General features: G+C 61.5%; 16 protein-coding genes and 3 pseudogenes. 13 read left to right on the forward strand and 6 right to left on the reverse strand.

Going from position 1 to position 16063, the window contains the following annotated elements:
* Positions 1-104: 104 nt before the first annotated feature.
* Positions 105-812 carry a hypothetical protein gene (locus ACODSP_RS23195; protein ID WP_488967913.1) on the reverse strand — a complete coding sequence of 236 codons (708 nt, stop codon included), beginning with the start codon at positions 810-812 and terminating at the stop codon, positions 105-107.
* Positions 813-1042: 230 nt separating this feature from the next.
* On the opposite strand from ACODSP_RS23195, the gene ACODSP_RS23200 reads away from it, so the two are divergent.
* The 8 genes and pseudogenes from ACODSP_RS23200 to ACODSP_RS23235 all read left to right on the forward strand — a co-directional run.
* The gene (locus ACODSP_RS23200) at positions 1043-1354 is read left to right on the forward strand and encodes a helix-turn-helix domain-containing protein (protein ID WP_488967914.1); all 312 of its coding nucleotides are present in this window, start codon (positions 1043-1045) and stop codon (positions 1352-1354) included.
* Between the two features lie 477 nt (positions 1355-1831).
* The gene (locus ACODSP_RS23205) at positions 1832-3910 is read left to right on the forward strand and encodes a matrixin family metalloprotease (RefSeq protein WP_488967915.1); all 2079 of its coding nucleotides are present in this window, start codon (positions 1832-1834) and stop codon (positions 3908-3910) included.
* Positions 3911-3992: 82 nt separating this feature from the next.
* On the forward strand, positions 3993-4313 hold the full coding sequence (locus tag ACODSP_RS23210) for a hypothetical protein (protein WP_488967916.1): 321 nt from the start codon (positions 3993-3995) through the stop codon (positions 4311-4313).
* Positions 4314-4315: 2 nt separating this feature from the next.
* Positions 4316-5128 (forward strand): hypothetical protein, encoded by an 813-nt coding sequence (locus tag ACODSP_RS23215; protein WP_488967917.1) that lies wholly within the window; start codon positions 4316-4318, stop codon positions 5126-5128.
* Positions 5125-5322 carry a hypothetical protein gene (locus tag ACODSP_RS23220; protein ID WP_488967918.1) on the forward strand — a complete coding sequence of 66 codons (198 nt, stop codon included), beginning with the start codon at positions 5125-5127 and terminating at the stop codon, positions 5320-5322. The genes ACODSP_RS23215 and ACODSP_RS23220 overlap by 4 nt, the downstream gene beginning before the upstream one ends.
* A gap of 77 nt (positions 5323-5399) precedes the next feature.
* A complete protein-coding gene (locus ACODSP_RS23225; RefSeq protein WP_488967919.1) occupies positions 5400-6161 on the forward strand; it encodes a DUF4852 domain-containing protein in 762 nt (253 codons plus the stop codon).
* Positions 6162-6235: 74 nt separating this feature from the next.
* Positions 6236-6565, forward strand: coding sequence for a hypothetical protein (locus ACODSP_RS23230; protein WP_488967920.1), 330 nt, complete (start codon positions 6236-6238; stop codon positions 6563-6565).
* 95 nt (positions 6566-6660) lie between these two features.
* A pseudogene (locus ACODSP_RS23235) lies at positions 6661-6891 on the forward strand (transposase); the annotation flags it as partial.
* A 15-nt stretch (positions 6892-6906) separates the two neighbouring features.
* Here ACODSP_RS23235 and ACODSP_RS23240 read toward each other — a convergent pair.
* Both ACODSP_RS23240 and ACODSP_RS23245 read right to left on the reverse strand, forming a co-directional pair.
* Entirely contained in the window at positions 6907-7092 is a 186-nt protein-coding gene (locus ACODSP_RS23240; RefSeq protein WP_488967946.1) for a transposase, read from the reverse strand.
* A complete protein-coding gene (locus tag ACODSP_RS23245; protein ID WP_488967921.1) occupies positions 7044-7472 on the reverse strand; it encodes an IS5 family transposase in 429 nt (142 codons plus the stop codon). The genes ACODSP_RS23240 and ACODSP_RS23245 overlap by 49 nt, the downstream gene beginning before the upstream one ends.
* A 214-nt stretch (positions 7473-7686) precedes the next feature.
* Between ACODSP_RS23245 and ACODSP_RS23250 the strand changes: the two genes are divergently transcribed.
* Together ACODSP_RS23250 and ACODSP_RS23255 are read left to right on the forward strand one after the other, a co-directional pair.
* Positions 7687-8712, forward strand: a complete 1026-nt coding sequence (locus ACODSP_RS23250) for a hypothetical protein (protein WP_488967922.1) — start codon at positions 7687-7689, stop codon at positions 8710-8712.
* Between the two features lie 243 nt (positions 8713-8955).
* Positions 8956-9796, forward strand: a pseudogene (locus ACODSP_RS23255) (IS1380 family transposase); the annotation flags it as partial.
* A gap of 713 nt (positions 9797-10509) precedes the next feature.
* Here ACODSP_RS23255 and ACODSP_RS23260 read toward each other — a convergent pair.
* Positions 10510-10833 carry a DUF1905 domain-containing protein gene (locus tag ACODSP_RS23260; protein WP_488967923.1) on the reverse strand — a complete coding sequence of 108 codons (324 nt, stop codon included), beginning with the start codon at positions 10831-10833 and terminating at the stop codon, positions 10510-10512.
* Positions 10834-10919: 86 nt separating this feature from the next.
* The gene (locus ACODSP_RS23265; RefSeq protein WP_488967924.1) at positions 10920-12428 is read right to left on the reverse strand and encodes an MFS transporter; all 1509 of its coding nucleotides are present in this window, start codon (positions 12426-12428) and stop codon (positions 10920-10922) included.
* A gap of 79 nt (positions 12429-12507) precedes the next feature.
* Here ACODSP_RS23265 and ACODSP_RS23270 point away from each other — a divergent pair, with 79 nt between their 5' ends.
* The 3 genes and pseudogenes from ACODSP_RS23270 to ACODSP_RS23280 all read left to right on the forward strand — a co-directional run.
* Positions 12508-13065, forward strand: coding sequence for a TetR/AcrR family transcriptional regulator (locus ACODSP_RS23270; RefSeq protein ID WP_488967925.1), 558 nt, complete (start codon positions 12508-12510; stop codon positions 13063-13065).
* A 190-nt stretch (positions 13066-13255) separates the two neighbouring features.
* Positions 13256-14161 carry a tyrosine-type recombinase/integrase gene (locus tag ACODSP_RS23275; protein ID WP_488967926.1) on the forward strand — a complete coding sequence of 302 codons (906 nt, stop codon included), beginning with the start codon at positions 13256-13258 and terminating at the stop codon, positions 14159-14161.
* 4 nt (positions 14162-14165) lie between these two features.
* Positions 14166-14630: pseudogene (locus tag ACODSP_RS23280) on the forward strand (IS91 family transposase); the annotation flags it as partial.
* 690 nt (positions 14631-15320) lie between these two features.
* On the opposite strand, the gene ACODSP_RS23285 reads toward ACODSP_RS23280, so the two are convergent.
* Positions 15321-15818 carry a hypothetical protein gene (locus ACODSP_RS23285; RefSeq protein WP_488967927.1) on the reverse strand — a complete coding sequence of 166 codons (498 nt, stop codon included), beginning with the start codon at positions 15816-15818 and terminating at the stop codon, positions 15321-15323.
* Positions 15819-16063 lie beyond the last annotated feature (245 nt).

Consider the following 16063-nt stretch of genomic DNA (forward strand, 5'->3'; position numbering starts at 1 on the left):
TCCCCTTCCTTTTCGGGGTTTTCAGGGACGATCACGGTGGCCAGCGATGTGAAGTGGAACTCAATACAGGATATACATGTAGGATGAGATGAACCTGGCGGCGATCAGCCCATGAGGCCGGCGGTGGGCGGGACGATCTCGAAGCTCGCCATAAGGCTCGACAGGTCATCTTCCAGATCCTGTTCGAAAAGCAAAGCTTCCAGACGCCGGCCGAATTCCTGGTAGGTGTTCTCGATGACGGACCTGAGGATGGTATTGTACCGCGCCTCCAGTTGCTCAAGGCTGACCCGAAGGTCCGGCGGCACTGCCGATGCCCCATGCACTGCGCAGACAGCGGCGGTTGACTCGAAGACTTTTGTGTTGAGCATAACCTCGGCATAGCTCTTGCCGATCAGTCGCATGCAGCGCATATCCCGAACTGTCTGCCGGGTCTTGCCGGCGTCGGTCTTGGCGAACCCCCTCTTAAGTTCGAAGATGTCGATCGCCTTGCGTGCCGCATCGAGGATCAGCAAGTCGGGTGCGATCTTGCGGCCGGTACCGTCCGCATAGTGCAGATCTGACTGCATGAGCGCATCATGGCTGATGCTACCGGAGACGAACTGATCGACCTCAGGAGGGATGAAGATAGCCGGGGCCTGGAATACCTTGAGATGCGGTACGGCCTTCAATGCCTCGACAACGGCCATCTCCAGAATGCGGCCATCCGACCGGACCGCGGACGTGATCACCCCATAGGCACGCAGGTGCGACTTCGGGACGATAGGATCCGGGTGGATCGTGAGATTGCGCAAACGGTCGATGTTCTGGCTCATCAGGAGCTCGACAGTCTGCGGGAGAATGAAGGAGGAGTTGGTTTGAATGGGCATGTTGTCTTGCTTTCGTGTTCGAGTGGGGTGGGTATAGGTGAGTGGGTTTTGTGTCGTGACATCTAGTGTCTAGACAGAAATATGTCATGTTTCGACGAATGTCAAGAGCCTACCCTTGTGAAAATGATGGATCGCGATAAGGTGCGAATTTAATGAGGCGGAGCGGGGAAAAGCAGATGGCGCGACCAAACTGGGACGGCATTGCAGAGGCGACCACGCTTCTGCAGGAAGTGCTTGAAGAAAAAGGGCTTACCGCAGCGGTAGAGTCGCGCGTGCGCAAGGCAATTGGCATATTGTCGCTTAAGGTTGATGGTGCCATGCCCCGTGAGGAGTTTAGGGAACTCCGGAAGAAGCTTGGGCGAACCCAAGAGGACCTCGCATCCGACCTCGGGAAGCGAACCCGCACAATTTCAAGATATGAAAGTGGTGACGTCCCAATTCCGGCCGCTGTCGCGCAGGCGCTCCGGGATTTGGTTGGTGATCCATAGAATTTCCTCCGTGCAATGGCAGTAAAATATAAAAAACAAATCAAGTTACTTTATAAATACCATGGATATTATATAATATAATTCTAACAATATCTAATAATTTGGGCATAATTTCTATGAATTTACCATATCAATAAATCAGACAATTTGACGAATATTTGTCGAGCAGCCAATGTCTGCCCGACCTCGCCTGTGGCAAGCTCTTTAATGCCGGAACGGAAGGGGTGTGCGTCACAAATGATGTTTCCTGTAATGGGGGCATCATGGCATATTCCCCCTGCTGCCGACGGGCTTGGTAACCCGGAAGCGGTGCGCACATGGCGCGTTCACGAGGCTTCCCGCTATGTCGGGCGGCCCACCGGCATATAAAACCCTCGCGGGGAAACCGGCGGGGCGCGTGTCCTCGTGAACGCGTTACCAACCGCCCGGCGCCAGCCGGGATCGGAATAGGTGCGCTTGTCATCACGAGGAGACAAGATGAGCGCCGCCAACCCCCTTGCCCACCCGTCCACCTGCCCCTGCTGCGTAGCGCGAGTCCTAAACGGCGATGCGCTCCAGGCCGCAACCGCCCTGACCACTACAGTTCCCGGCGTTTCTGCCTACAATCTGTCCACCGTCGACATCCGTGCCCTGCTGTATTACCGCAGCACTTCCGATGCCGCCGGCAATTTCACGTTAGGCAACGCCCGCTGGAACATTGACCAGGCAGCCGGCAAAGGCCTGACCATCCTGGAGATGCTGAACTCCGATATCGGCGTCGGCACCGCTGTCGACCTGAAGTACAGTTTCGCGCAGACTACCAGTGGTTCCGTGACGGGCTTCCGTCCCATGAACACGATCGAGAAGCAGATCGTCGTCGAGCAACTGGCCAAGTGGGCTGCCGTCGCCAACGTCACCTTCACCGAGACGACCGAGAACACCGGCAAGACGCTGATGTTCAGCACGGACACTTTCACGGCAGCGGACAGACCCGTCGTCCCCGCCGTCGGTCTTGGGTATCTGCCCAGTGCCGTGACTTATGTTACGTCCAGTGACAACAAGGTAATGAGCCTGTCCTTCACGCCTCTGGCCGGGGACGTCCGCATCGACAATGCCTGGCTGGACCGCATGCAGGCCGACGGCTCGTTGAGCACAACCGAATACAATTCGATTGCCGCCGTGGCCACCCACGAGATCGGCCATGCCCTCGGCCTCTCGCATGGCTTCGACGGCCAGATCAACCTGCCGGCCGACTACCAGGTCAAGCTGCTGACCATCATGGCTTATGACGATGTGGGCAGCCTGACCTATGGCTACACCGCCAGCGGTGGGGCCCTGCAAGTCGACAACAGCCAGCTCAAGATCCTCGATATCATGGCCATCCAGCACCTCTACGGAGCCAACACCAAGACCAACGCCGGTGACACCACCTACACCTGGGCCCAGGACACGGCCTTCCGCACGGCCATCTACGATGCTGGCGGGACCGACACGATCGACCTGTCCACCTCCACTATGCGGTCTGCCATCGACCTGACCCCCAACAGCCTGTCGTCCATCAACCTGCGGGTAACGACCGCCGAGAAGCTGGTCAATACGGCGACCATCTACCAGAGCGCCCAGAACGCCGCGAACCTCTATACCGGCGAGAACAACTTGGGCATCGTCGGCACGATCGAGAACGTCCGAGCCGGCAGCGGCAACGACCGGATCAACGGCAACGCCGTGGCCAACGAGATCTGGGGCGGGGCAGGCAACGACAGCGTCTGGGGTGGGGCCGGCGACGACCGCCTGTTCCTGGGCGCCGGCAACGACCGGGTGGGCGCCGGCAGCGGCAACAACATCGTGGACGGCGGGACCGGCATCGATGTCGCCGGGTTGGCCGGATCGGCGTCGCAGGCCAGGATCGCCCGGGCGGCTGACGGCACGCTGACGGTCACCAGGGCGGACGGTGTCGACACCTATGCCGGCGTCGAGCTGGTCCTCTTCAAGGATGGCAACAAACTGTTCTGGAACGCCGGCACCAAGCTGGGCGGCGGGTTCGACGAGGGCTACTACCTGTCGAAGAATCCCGACGTCGCCGCAGCCGTGGCGGCCAAGGCGCTGACCAGCGGCTTCGAGCACTATATCAAGTTCGGCCAGGCGGAGGGACGCTTCGCCATCGACGCGCGGTCGGACCTCTATTTCGACGAGAGCTTCTACCTCGCTTCCAATCCCGATGTGGCCAGTGCGGTCGCCGCCGGCAGCTACCGGACCGGATGGGCGCACTATCAGGCGTTCGGGAAGGAAGAGGGCCGGACAGCGACCCCGCTTTTCGATAAGGCCTACTACCTGTCCAAGAACCCGGACGTGAGGGCCGCCGGGGTGGACCCCTGGTCCCACTTCATGAATTTCGGCTGGCGGGAAGGGCGCGACCCCTCCGAGTACCTGGACGTGTCAGCCTATCTGGATGCCAACGCCGACCTGGCGGCCGCCGGGGTCAACCCGGTCACGCACTACCTGCTCTACGGCCAGGCCGAGGGCAGGCTGCTGGTGGCGACCGCCGACATCGGGATCGACTGGACCTACGTCGGCTGAGCCACGCCGCCGTCTCCTCCCTGCAAAGACATCGCCGGTGCGGGACGCCGCGTCCCGCCGGCTCCATCCATAGGAGAGCAATATGAAGGAATCCGCTGCGACGGCTATCGCGCTCGGCAGCCCCGAGGCCATCCGCGCCGCCCTGACGCTGGAAGCGGGCAACGACCCGGCCCGCGTCGAAGCCCTCCGCGTGCAGATGGTCGGCAGCGCCGCCATGTTGAAGCGGTTGGGCTACTGGCTGCTGGGGTTCGGCGTCCTGGCCAGCATCACCGTGATCGGCGCCGTCATTGGCCTGCCGCTGTTGGTGTTCGGTGCTGTCTTTGTCTGGTTCTTCGGCAAGCGGGTGAAGACCGTTAACGCCGCGTGCGACCAGTACCTCGCCTCAATCAAGTCGGGAGGCTGAGCATGCGGTTGCTGACGACCAAGCTCCTCGCCGCGCTCGTCGCCGCCGCGGGGCTGTCCGCCACCGCGGCCCTGGGGCAAGGGGCCCCGCCGGTTATCGCCATGGTCGATGGCCGGCCCATCGACGTCCTCGGCGTGCTGCCGGGCATGACGCCCGATGAGGTCCGTGCCGTGCTGGAGCCCAAGGGCTTCAAGGTGAAGGACGAGCATAAGAAGGAACTCAACTACAAGCAGCATGAGGTCGTTGTCTGGCGCACCCCGGAATTCGTTTCCAGGCTGATCTTGGAGAAGCCCGGCGCGACGCCGGCCGAGGAAGTGACGGCGGAGTTCACCTCAACCGTCACCGGCAACCAGCTGGTAGCCGCGACCCGGACTTTCGACTGGACGTCCGGGCGGTCGCCGCTGAACTGGGATCTTACGCCCGCCAACAAGTTCGTCGTGGGGACGTGGGGAAACCACAGCGGCTTCCATATCCCCGCGGACGACGCGCACATCGTCTACTGGTACCGGTTCATCGGCGGGAAGATCACGCCTTGCCCGAGGACGGCGGACGGCATGAGCGAAACCTGTTACGAGGGCGGGAACCTCGGCGGGCCGCACGTCATGGACGAGTACAGGCGGCTCAGCGACCTGCTCATGCGGGTAGCCATCTGGAACCACCAGGGCAAGGTCCTGCGCTTCGAACAACTCGTCGACGACTTCCAGCGCCGGGACGCCGCGCGGGCAGTGGAGAAGGCCGAGGCGGAGGCCAAGGCCAAGCAGGTCCTCGCCGGCGGGCACAAGCCGCCGTCCAAGCCCAAGCCGGCTGACCGATGACGCGGCCCAACGCGGTGGTCGGTACCCAGGCTTACGCGAACCTGGACGCGGCAGCGACCGGCTTCGTGGCTGCACGGGTCGGGGAGGCGCGCGGGCGGCCCACGGCCGGCCTGCTGGAATGGACCGTCCGCGCGCAAGACATCTTCTACCCGATCAACGAAACGATCCGCACCAGGCTGATGCGCGGGATCTAGTTCGGGTTCGGCGGGCCGGCAAGGGGCCCGCAGGAAGCCAAACCCTTCATTCAATGACGACGAGAGGTTCGACAACCATGGCCAATGCCAAATGCTTCGCGATCATCCTGCTGTGCGCGGCACTGCTGCCGGCATGTTCCAAGGACGAGACCACCCGGGCTCCGGCGGCGACGGGGACCCCATCGGCGCCTTCGGCAGTAGCAGCGCCCGCAGCTTCCACGGCGCCGGTGGAGCCGGCCAGGGTCGAAGCGCCGCCCCCGCGGACGGTTGAGAAGGCCGACAGGTCCAGGCTGCTGTCCGACTACAAGGTCCTGGACACCGGGCGGACCTTGATGTTCGCCTATCTGTCGGTGGACACGATGCCGATCGACTACGAGAGGATCGCGGCTTTGGTCTCGGCGGAATACGCCCGCTCCAATGACGAGTTCCGCCGGCGCGACCTGCTGGGCGCGCTGAAGCCGGGGATCGACGCCGAGGTCGGGCGTGCCAAGGCGAACCGCTACTACCGGATGGTCGGCAGCGCCGACCTGGAAAAATACGACTTCGCGACGAGGTCGTTCCGGGTCGGTACCTTCTCGGGCAACGGGGCCGGGATCTACTTCTCGGACAACAATGCGTTCAGCCTGAACTTCGCAAACGCCCAGCAGTTCCAGAACCTGCCGGTCCCTGACGAGGCGCAGGCCCGCCGGATCGAGGCGTTGAGGGCCAGCTACAAGCGGATGAGCCTAGCGATCTACGTCTTCGCGGCCGAAGCCCAGCTCGGCCAGCCTGTGCTGATGGGCGAAGTGGTGAAGGTCCAGTTGAGGGACGAGAACGGCAACATCCTTGCCGAGATGTGAGCCGGGGATCCCGCCGGGAGCAAGCCGGCGGGATCGTTCCGGTGTCGTGACAAAACAATTGAAAGGTGGATCTCATGAAGATGATGATGATGGCCGGCCGTGCATTGGCCTTGGTTTCCGTGCTGGCCCTGGCCGGCTGCGGCGGAGAGCCCAGCGAGGGCGACATGCGCGACGCCCTGCAGGCGCAGATCGACCAGGCGAACAAGATGGCCGCGGCCTACGGCGCGACGGGGGCGAAGACCGTGCTGGAGGAATTCGAGAAGGTGGGCTGCGCCAAGGCCGGGGGCACGGCCGCCTATGCCTGCACGGTGACGGTGCGGATGAAGGGGCCGATGATGGATGCGTCCGGGACGACCGAGATGCGGTTCGCGAAGGGGGAGGATGGGTGGGTGGTGGTGCAGTAGGGGGCGAGAGGCCAACTGGGGGCGGGAAAAACGGGGTGAGGGTGCGGATGTGCCGGGCGCGGGTGCGGCGCACGCCGCCCCGAAAGCCCCGGCGCAGGCGCATCCTCTATACAACGAACGCCATCGAGGCCCTGAATTCCAAGCTCCGCCGCGCCGTCCGCGCCAGGGGGCATTTCCCCCATGACGACGCGGCGCTGAAGCTGCTGTTCCTGGTCTTGAACAGGGCCGAGAAAGAGTGGAAAATGCCGCCACGGGAATGGGCCGCCGCAAAGGCGCAGATGGCTGTCCTGTTCGGTGAGAGGTTCACAAAGGCAATGAACGCCTGATTTCAAACCGCTCCGCTAAGCACGGAATTCCCGATAGTCCCGCCGGACCGCGTCGCCATCATAGCCCTTGTCCGCCAGCATCAGCCTGGGCTTGGGGACATCCAGGTTGAACAGGCTTGGAACGGCCTCGTAATCGGACGCCTGCCCACCGGTCAGGACAAAGCCGAGAGGGCGTCCCTGACCGTCCGCGCGGGCGTGGATTTTGCTCGTAAAGCCGCCGCGGCTTCGACCAAAGCCTTCCTTATGAGTCCCCCTTTTGCGCCTGCGGCTTGGCTATGGCCCCGGATGGTCGTGCTGTCGATCATGTGCTGCCAGTCGTCGGTCAGGCCGAAATCGACCAGCGTCTGGAGCAAGGCGTCCCATACACCCTGCTCCGCCCACCGCCGGAACCGCACATAGACCGAGTTCCATTTGCCGTATCGTTCATGCATGTCGCGCCATGGACAGCCGACACGCAGAACGTAAAGCATCCCATTCAGGAAACGCCGATTATCGTGGGCAGGGCGGCAGCCCCGACCGCGTTCGGTCGGTAACAGCGAACCGATGATCTGCCATTCCGCGTCCGTAACGTCACCACGCATCAACCAACCTCCGTAAAGGTCAGCGTTGAATCACGTCACAGAACGTTTGGAAACACCTTTGTCAACAGGCCCTAGGTGGCACCCCTCCCTTGCGCATGATCAGTGTAACGACGAGCCCATGCTTCATTTTTCCATCACTGCTTTTTTTGGGGGTGTTCGCCCCGGATACCTTCTCCCACATAACTTCCATCAATCGACAAGGGAGGAACAGGGTGTGTGCAAGGAACTTGTGACCTATACTCTGGATATTGAGGATCGTCTCATCAAGGCGCAGCATCATTTTGCTGAGCAGAAGAAGAAGCTTGGCGTGCCTTTGAAGCCAAATAAAAATAGCAGAAGAACCTATATCTCCAACGCAAGTCGTATCGGTAACCTTATAAATGCTTCCTATCAGGCGCAGGAACAGTCTCCGATAGAGATATTACGAGAGGTATTGTGGAAAGATACAAAAAATCGCGACACTGTAAGAAATAGATTTGTATCACTTGCTTATGCGACGATTGAATATAAACAATATATACTTAACAAGATTCCGTATTATTTGTCAATAAATCGGTATTTATGTCATTATTTTCTATTAAAATTAGAATTTATTGACAAGTATTTGGATATTCAACTATGGATGAGGTCAGATATTTTTGGCGCTGAGTCGCCTGGTATAGTAAGTAAGAAACCGCTCTCGGCTTCCGACAAGAAAGGAAAATTGCATGGATTGCCCGCCGATTGGAGAATGAGGTTGTTGAATTATCTTGGTGGGTCTTCCAGTATGTATTGGAGGGCAGTTGCGGCTCAGGTGCTTATAGGATGTCGTCCTGAAGAAATAAAAAATAATATTACCATCACTTCACTAGAATGTGGCGGAATAAGACTTCTCATAAAGAATGCAAAATCTAGAATTGGGATGATGAGATGTGTAGATATATTAGAAGAAGATCCATATTATCAGACGGCATTGGCTTTGGCTGCGAGTAAGTCGTCGGTTGACCTTGCCGGGGGGACGACGCAAGGTTTAGCCAAGGCCGTCCGTGCGGCGGGGCAGCAGTTGGGATTTCGAACGAGAATCGTCCCAGGAGCGATCCGGGAGGCATTCGGTTGCGATCTTCACCGAAGCGGGTTTCCTCTCGAAACGATAGCTCGAGGGCTTGGCTATGCTGACTCTTCTGCGCTGGCGGGCAAGGACGCTTTCATTCGGGCAAGGCACGGACATAGCGACCGTCGTCTTAGAATCTACTGGCAATAGGCGTCCGTTCTGTTGGGGACAAGGATGGACTGGGCCGCCGTATCCGTTCGGGCTGAATATAAAAAGCAGATCACGTTTCTGGCGGTGGCGTAGCAGCGGCGGCATTGCCGTTCTCTCCGGCTTGTCTGGCTGGTTGTCCAGAGGTGGCTCCGGGAAATCGGACAGATTGATGAGCTTACCTGGAAAATTCATTGGGTTGGCGGGTGTAGCGCTAAATCCCTAATTTGATATAGAGTTTTGTTACTGACACCGAAACTCACCGTTCAGGGGAAGCACACCCGCCGTGGGCGAAATACGCTACTCCTGCTGGTCGTGTCCCCCGTTTCTGCCAAGCCGATTGAGGCCCGTTTTGACGGCGGCAGCTTGTCCTCCGACATCAGCGTGTTGGTCCTGCAGGAGGTGGATAGGCGGCTTAGGATTGCCGACGGGTTGGTGGCGTGTCTGCGGGATGACCGGTAGGTGGAGCGGATCGGGCGCAGCCTGGCTGACATCATCCGGTTCAGCATGATGATGATCGCCTGCGGGTATGAGGACGGCAACGATGCCGACAGCCTGCGCCTTGATCTTGCATTCAAACTGGCCTGTGACCGGCTGCCCGGCGGGGCCGATCTGTCTTCCCTGCCCACTATCTCCCGCCTGGAGAACCTAGCCGACACCAAGGGCCTGATCCGCATGGGGCGCGCCATGGTGGATCTCTACTGTGCTACGTTCCGCTAGGTGTCGGGGCAGATCGCGCTGGACATCGACGATCATTCTACACCGTCTATGGCGGCCAGCAGTTGCATCTGTTCAACGCTTACTATGACAAATATGGCTTCCAGCCCATAGTCGTGTTTGACGGCAAGGGCCGCATCGTCACCGCCATCCTGCGTCCGGGCAAGCGCCCCACCGGCAAGGAAATCCGCGCCGACCTGCGGCACATTGTCGGGGCCACCCGAGCCAACTGGCCCAGAGTCGACTCCTGCTGCGCGGCGACGGGCACTATGCTACGCCCGAGGCGCTGTCCTGGTGCCGGGGTGCCGGTGTCGATTTCATCCTTGGCCTGCCCCAGACCATGACGCTCCGCCGCCACGTCGAGACCCTGTAGGCCTGCCCCAAGGCCTAGGCCAACGGACCGGATATCGGCTCACTCCTGCCGAAACTCAACGGGATCGAGTTACGTCGGATGATAGAAGAGAAGCGTTTTCCCACAGCATCCTTAAGCGCTTTCAGTGGGAGCACAAAACGGTGCACCAGAAGGACACAAAACGTTAAACCAAATGGAACAAAACGGTTCCGGTAAGGTTCAAAACGCTGCAAGAAAGGAGTTCAAAACAGAATTGGTAAACTGATGTAACGGGGCCCAAAGATGATAAAGAAGACGAAGTTTATTCTTCCATATTGAACTTTTCATGCCGTCGTTGACATAGCGCTCGGCCATCAGGCGCATCTCATAGGCCATCCATCAGGGCATGAACCCCGCCAGGTTCTGTTCGAACCCGTTGGGATCATCGCCACAGTAGACGACCGGGCGGTCCAGGTGTGATCGCGGTCCCTGGCCTGCCCCGACCGTCGGCGCCAAGCCGAGGGGGCGGGGTAGGCAAGCCTCAACGCTGTGAAGCAGCCATGGACGGAGGGTCGAGCAGCACCCAGAGGCGTCTGATCCTTCCACCCTCAATCTCCACGGTGTCGATGTCGCTGACGATGGCGGGACGCCGTGGCACCCTTGTTCGCGCTGGGCGGCGTCGCCGTGTCGGCGCTGCGATCGCTGCTGACCAGCCGGGTCATGGCGGCGGTTCATGTCACGGGGAGTTAATCTCAGAGGCTGCCGTTCGCCGTCACCCGAATTTCGACCGTTACCTCGTCACCCAGACAGATCGCGCCTGTCTTTCTGATGGCCGCCTTCAGGGGCAGCAGATAACCGCCATCCTTGGGAAACAGGGATGTCGTGAAGGAAGCGTCATTCACGATGGCCTGCACAGGCACAACGCCCCAGCCATAGCTTGCCAGCCGGGCCGCCTGGCGCACATCGCCCACACGGTCCGGCGGCAGGGCGATAAAGAAGAACGGCGCCGGACCACGCCATTCGATGACGGATCCAACGAAGGTGAAATGAACGAGCGGGGGGATGTCAGACGGCATGGCACCAGCCTATTGCAATTCAAAAACAGAGGATAGTTGTGGCATGAGGCTCGCGAGCGTCATCTGCGCCTCCTGCCGCCAGACCGTCAGCTTGATGCACCGGCTTTGGCAGACCCCTGCGAAACCGTTCTCCCCATCACCCATATCCCCAACGCTGTTGCCAGCAGCAGCAAGGTGGCGATGGCGATGACGCCGATGAACGCCTGGTCGAATGCGGTGCGCGCCAGGCTTGCCAACTGTTCGGCCTGCGGCGTTGCCAGCCGCGCAGCGGCGATCAGTGCCTCGTCCAGGCTGTCGGCGGCCCGTGGGTCGATGGTCGGTTCATCGGGAAGCACCAGGGCCGCAGTATAGAGCGCCGACATTACGCTGCCCATGATGGCGATGCCCAACGCGCCGCCCAGTTCGTAGGAGACCTCCTCCACCGACGCGGCCATGCCGGCGCGTTCCTCCGGTGCACTCATCATGATGGCGCTGGAGGCGCCCGTCATTGCGGCACCGATGCCGAACCCCATCACTGCCAGGGCCGACAGCCAGACGGCGGCGGTTGCATCATAGGTGAACAGGAACCCGCCCAGCCCCAGCCCGGACAGGGCCAGCGCGCTCCACAGCACGCGGGTCGCACCCAGGCGTGGCAGGGCGATGCCGGCCAGCGGCCCGGCGATGAAGGCGGCCAGCGGGAGTGCCGCGATCAGCAGCCCGGCCTCCAGCGGTGACAGGCCCAGCACCAGCTGCAGGTGCTGGCTGAATACCAGTTCCACGCCGATCAGCGCCCCCGACGCCACCATGGCCGCCGCCACGCCGGAGGAGAAGCGCCGGTCGCGGAACAGGGCGAAGTCGATCAGCGGATGGGCGCTGGCCCGCTGCCGCCGCACGAACAGCACCATGGCGGCGAGCCCGGCCAATGCCGTCAGTGCCGCCGCCTCCCAGGCCGGGTCGCGCTTGCCCATCTCCTTGATCGCATAGGCCAGCCCGACCAGCCCCACCATGATCTGCACCGACCCGGCAAGATCCCAGGGCCGGTCCGCCTCTCCCGGCCGGTCGGCCAGCAGGAAGGCGGCCAGGATGAAGCCGGCGATGGTGACGGGCACATTGATCAGGAACACCGATCCCCACCAGAAATATTCCAGCAGCAGTCCACCGACGACGGGGCCCAGGGCGGCACCGCCGGCGGCGATGGCCGCCCAGATGCCGATGGCCAGCGACCGTTCCTTCTCGTCGGTGAAGGTGAGGCGGATGATGGAAAGCGTGGCCGGCATCATCATTGCCGCCCCTACCGCCAGCAGTACGCGGGCACCGATCAGCAGGGCGGGCGTGGGTGAATAGGCCGCCAGGAAGGAGGCGATGCCGAACACCATAAGCCCGGCCATGAACAGCCTTTTATGCCCCAGCCGATCCCCCAGCGTGCCCAGCCCCGGCAGCAGCCCGGCCACCACCAGCGGATAGGCATTGACGATCCACAGCTTCTCCGATGCCGTGGCGCCCAGGTCATGGGTCAGACGGGGCAGGGCGGTGTAGAGCACCGTCATGTCGATGACGATGAGGAACAGGGCACTGGAGATGATGGCGAGGATGAGCCAGCGGTTGCTTTGTGTCATGGAACGAACCTGGATAGGGTAGATGCCGTGTGTCGGCACCGTATATAAATACGATCGTATTGAATTAAAAGAGGCAGAGATGGCGGGACGGCCACGGACGATTGATCGCGACAAGGTGCTGGATGCCGCCGAGACGGTGGTGACGCGCACCGGTGCGGCGGGCCTCAGCATCGATGCCGTGGCCAAGGCGGCCGGCATCACCAAGGGTGGCGTGCAATATTGCTTCGGCACCAAGGAGCAGCTGATCCAGGCCATGCTGCGGCGCTGGGGCGACGGGTTTGAGGCGGAGGTGGTGGCGCTGGCCGGCGACCGGGCGGACCCTGCCGCCGTGGTCCGCGGCCATATCACCGCCAGCTGCCGGATCGACGCGGCGGAGGATTCTCGCGCCGCCGTGATGATGGCCGCTCTGCTGCAAAGCCCGGAACAGGTCGCCGAAACAAGGGCCTGGTACAATGGCCGCATGGCCGGCATCGATCCGGCCAGCGAGGAGGGGCGCCGACTGCGCCTGGCCTTCCTGGCCAGCGAAGGGGCGTTCTTCCTGCGGGCCTTCGGTCTGATCGACCTTGATGACGAAAGCTGGAAGGCAACGTTCGCCGACATCCTGGCCTTGGCAGCCTCGCCTGTGAGGAGCGATTGACGGTTACGCGGAGTAGCCACTGCTTTTGGATAGCGATATGACGGTCTGCGTGTCTGGAATGCGCCGCATGCACGAACCCGCTTCGCGGGATAGGCGCGAGTTGTGCTGTCGCGAGAGACAGGGAGGCGTTGAGCCTGGCTGAACCGCTGCCTGACCATGGAGGTTCCTTCAATGCGAGAGGAACCTTGCCATGGACAATGTTTCGCCTTCCACACCGGTCAGCCCGCTCCGCCAGCGCATGCTCGATGACATGCTCATCCGGGGGCTTGGAGAGCATACTCGGCAGGATTACGTGCGCCATGTTCGCACTTTCGCGGCGTTCCTCGGGCGCTCGCCCGACACCGCGACCAGCGAGGAGCTCCGACGTTTTCAGCTTCATCAGCACGAGAATGGTGTCGGCGTGGCGTCCATCAATGGCGCCGTCTCGGCGCTGCGCTTCCTCTTTGGCGTCACCCTGGGGCGCCCCGATCTGGCCCGGAGCCTGGTCGTCACCCGCTACAACCGCAAGCTGCCAGATGTGCTCAGCGTCGAGGAGGCCGCCCGATTGCTGGAGGCAGCACCGGGGACCAAATACAAGGCCGCGCTCGGTGTCGCCTATGGCGCAGGCCTGCGGGTCTCGGAGGTAGCTCATCTCAAGGTCGACGATATCGACAGCACGCGCATGCTGATCCGCGTCGAGCAGGGCAAGGGCCGCAAGGATCGCAACGCGATGCTCTCCCCGCAGCTTCTGGACCTGCTCCGCCTCTGGTGGCGCGAGGGCAAGCAGCGTGGGGTGATGCTGCCCCATGGCTGGCTGTTCCCGGGGCAAGGCCGGACGGAACCGATCTCGACCCGACAATTGCACCGTGCCGTCCAGGAGGCGGCGGAGCGGGCCTGCATCCGCAAGCGCGTGAGCCCGCATACCCTGCGCCACAGCTTTGCCACCCATCTCCTCGAGCAGGATGTCGACATCCGGGTGATCCAAGTCCTGCTCGGCCATTCCAAGCTGGAGACCACCGCCCTATACACCAAGGTCTCCACCCGGACGATCCAGGCTGTGGCCAGTCCGCTTGAACGGCTGATGGCCCTGATGGGGAGCGGGACGCCCGACAGTTGAGACAGTGCCGGCCCCGCTCGAGGTCGCCGACATCTTCCGCTCTGCCGGTCCGGCCTACCGGGCCGCCCATGAGGGGCATCTGAGCCTGCATCAGCTCAAGGTCATGTCGGCGGTCGAGGCCTGCCGCACTGTAGCACTCGGCGGTCACGTCGAGGCTTGCGATGCGTGCGGCCATCGGCGCATCGCCTACAATTCCTGCCGCAACCGGCACTGCCCGAAGTGTCAGGGTGCGGCCGCGCGTACCTGGCTTGCCGAACGCGAGGCCGACCTGCTGCCCGTCGGTTACTTCCATGTCGTCTTCACCCTGCCGGCCGAGATCGGCGAGATCGCCTTCCACAACAAGGCGCTCGTTTACGATCTGCTGTTCAGGGCGGCCGCGCAGACCATGCTGACCATCGCCGCCGATCCCAGGCACCTCGGCGCCAGGATCGGCATCACCGCCGTGCTCCACAGCTGGGGTTCGGCCATGGCCGCGCCGACAGTTCCACCATTGCCGATAGCGCCGGTGATCGAGGTGATGATGGCAGGTGGCGCTTGTGTGCGCTTGACGGCGTGGGCACGTCGCTCTATGGGGCCGGCCGACAACGCGGAAGCGCGGCACCGGGTTCGAACGTATTCAATCCACCTCCCCGGCGGTCGGGACGACATGCTGAAGCGCCGCGACTATGGTTTGACTCAGCAGTGCCCGCGCGGCGTAGCCAACCCTTAGGCATGGAAGGCCAGCAGGGTCGGATACTAGCGGATCAACTTGCTGATCTGTCGCCTTGGGTTCAGTTCTTGGTTGGGGGCAATGCCATTTTCGCAGAGGAGGGCCCCCTCTTCGCCAATCCGGCAGGTTGTCCTTAAAACGATGAAGATCGTTGTATATCAATAGTTAAGAGCGTTTTATGGGCCTACCGTCCAGGCTTAGTGGCGCACTTAAAAGCTGGCAGTCGAAGATGTGGGCAATATCAATGACTTAATGTGTTTTATGGTAGATATCTGCTTTCTTCGCTAGTGTACATAAAACGCCCATTTTCGAAGCGTCAAAACCTGATGTAACGGGAGGGAAAGACTTGCCCAGGCACAGCAAGCCCCTGCCGGAGGGGGCTATCCGGCAGTTCCTCTCAATCAACGGAAGGAGACGGTGGCTCTGTTGTAAAGGGACGACGCGCCTTCGTTACGCTCGACGTAGGGTCACGCTCACGGGGCAATGGTCTGATAAGCGGGTTTTTCCGCCTTGTCCGTCTCCATGTAGACCAACATTGCCGGAGCGCGGACCGCAGGCGGTGATCGGCACAATTGCTGAAGATGAGATCGTCGATGGGGTCTGGATATTCGCCCCCCAACAAGGTGACGGCGTGCCGGCGGTCGCCAGCACCAACGGGGAATGGCCGTTATCCAACTGCTGCCACACGCTGTCGTCCGCCTTGCCCATGCGGCGATTGAAATCGCCGAGGATGACGAAATCGCCGCCCTCGGCCCATCGGACGTCGATCCAGGTGCCGAGGATTACCACCTGCTGAGCCAGCTGTTCGCACGCCTCGCACTCATGGCCATTATCGAAACAACCACTCTTCATATGTACGACCAGCACCTGGATATCGCCGGCCGGCAGGTGAACCGTCTTGTCGAGCCCCCGGCGAAGGGATCGTGTCTGGCCGACCAGCACGTCCAACTCCGCGAGATCTGGATGCCGGGTTACCTTCAAGCCCCTCCGGACGGCCAGCCGCCCGACGGAAATCGTCCTCGTCAGCGAGAAACAACTGGTATCGGGCCGGATCAAACATCTCGACCGAGGTTACCGTACCATCGACTTAATACACGGCGACCACATTGGTGTTCAGAGTCGCGCAGAGCATCATAGTCCGCCTCCGTGCTCTGATAAATCGCCCGCCGCGGGTCAGGATTGGCGCCGTATGC

This window comes from Niveispirillum sp. FG156, assembly GCF_057809555.1.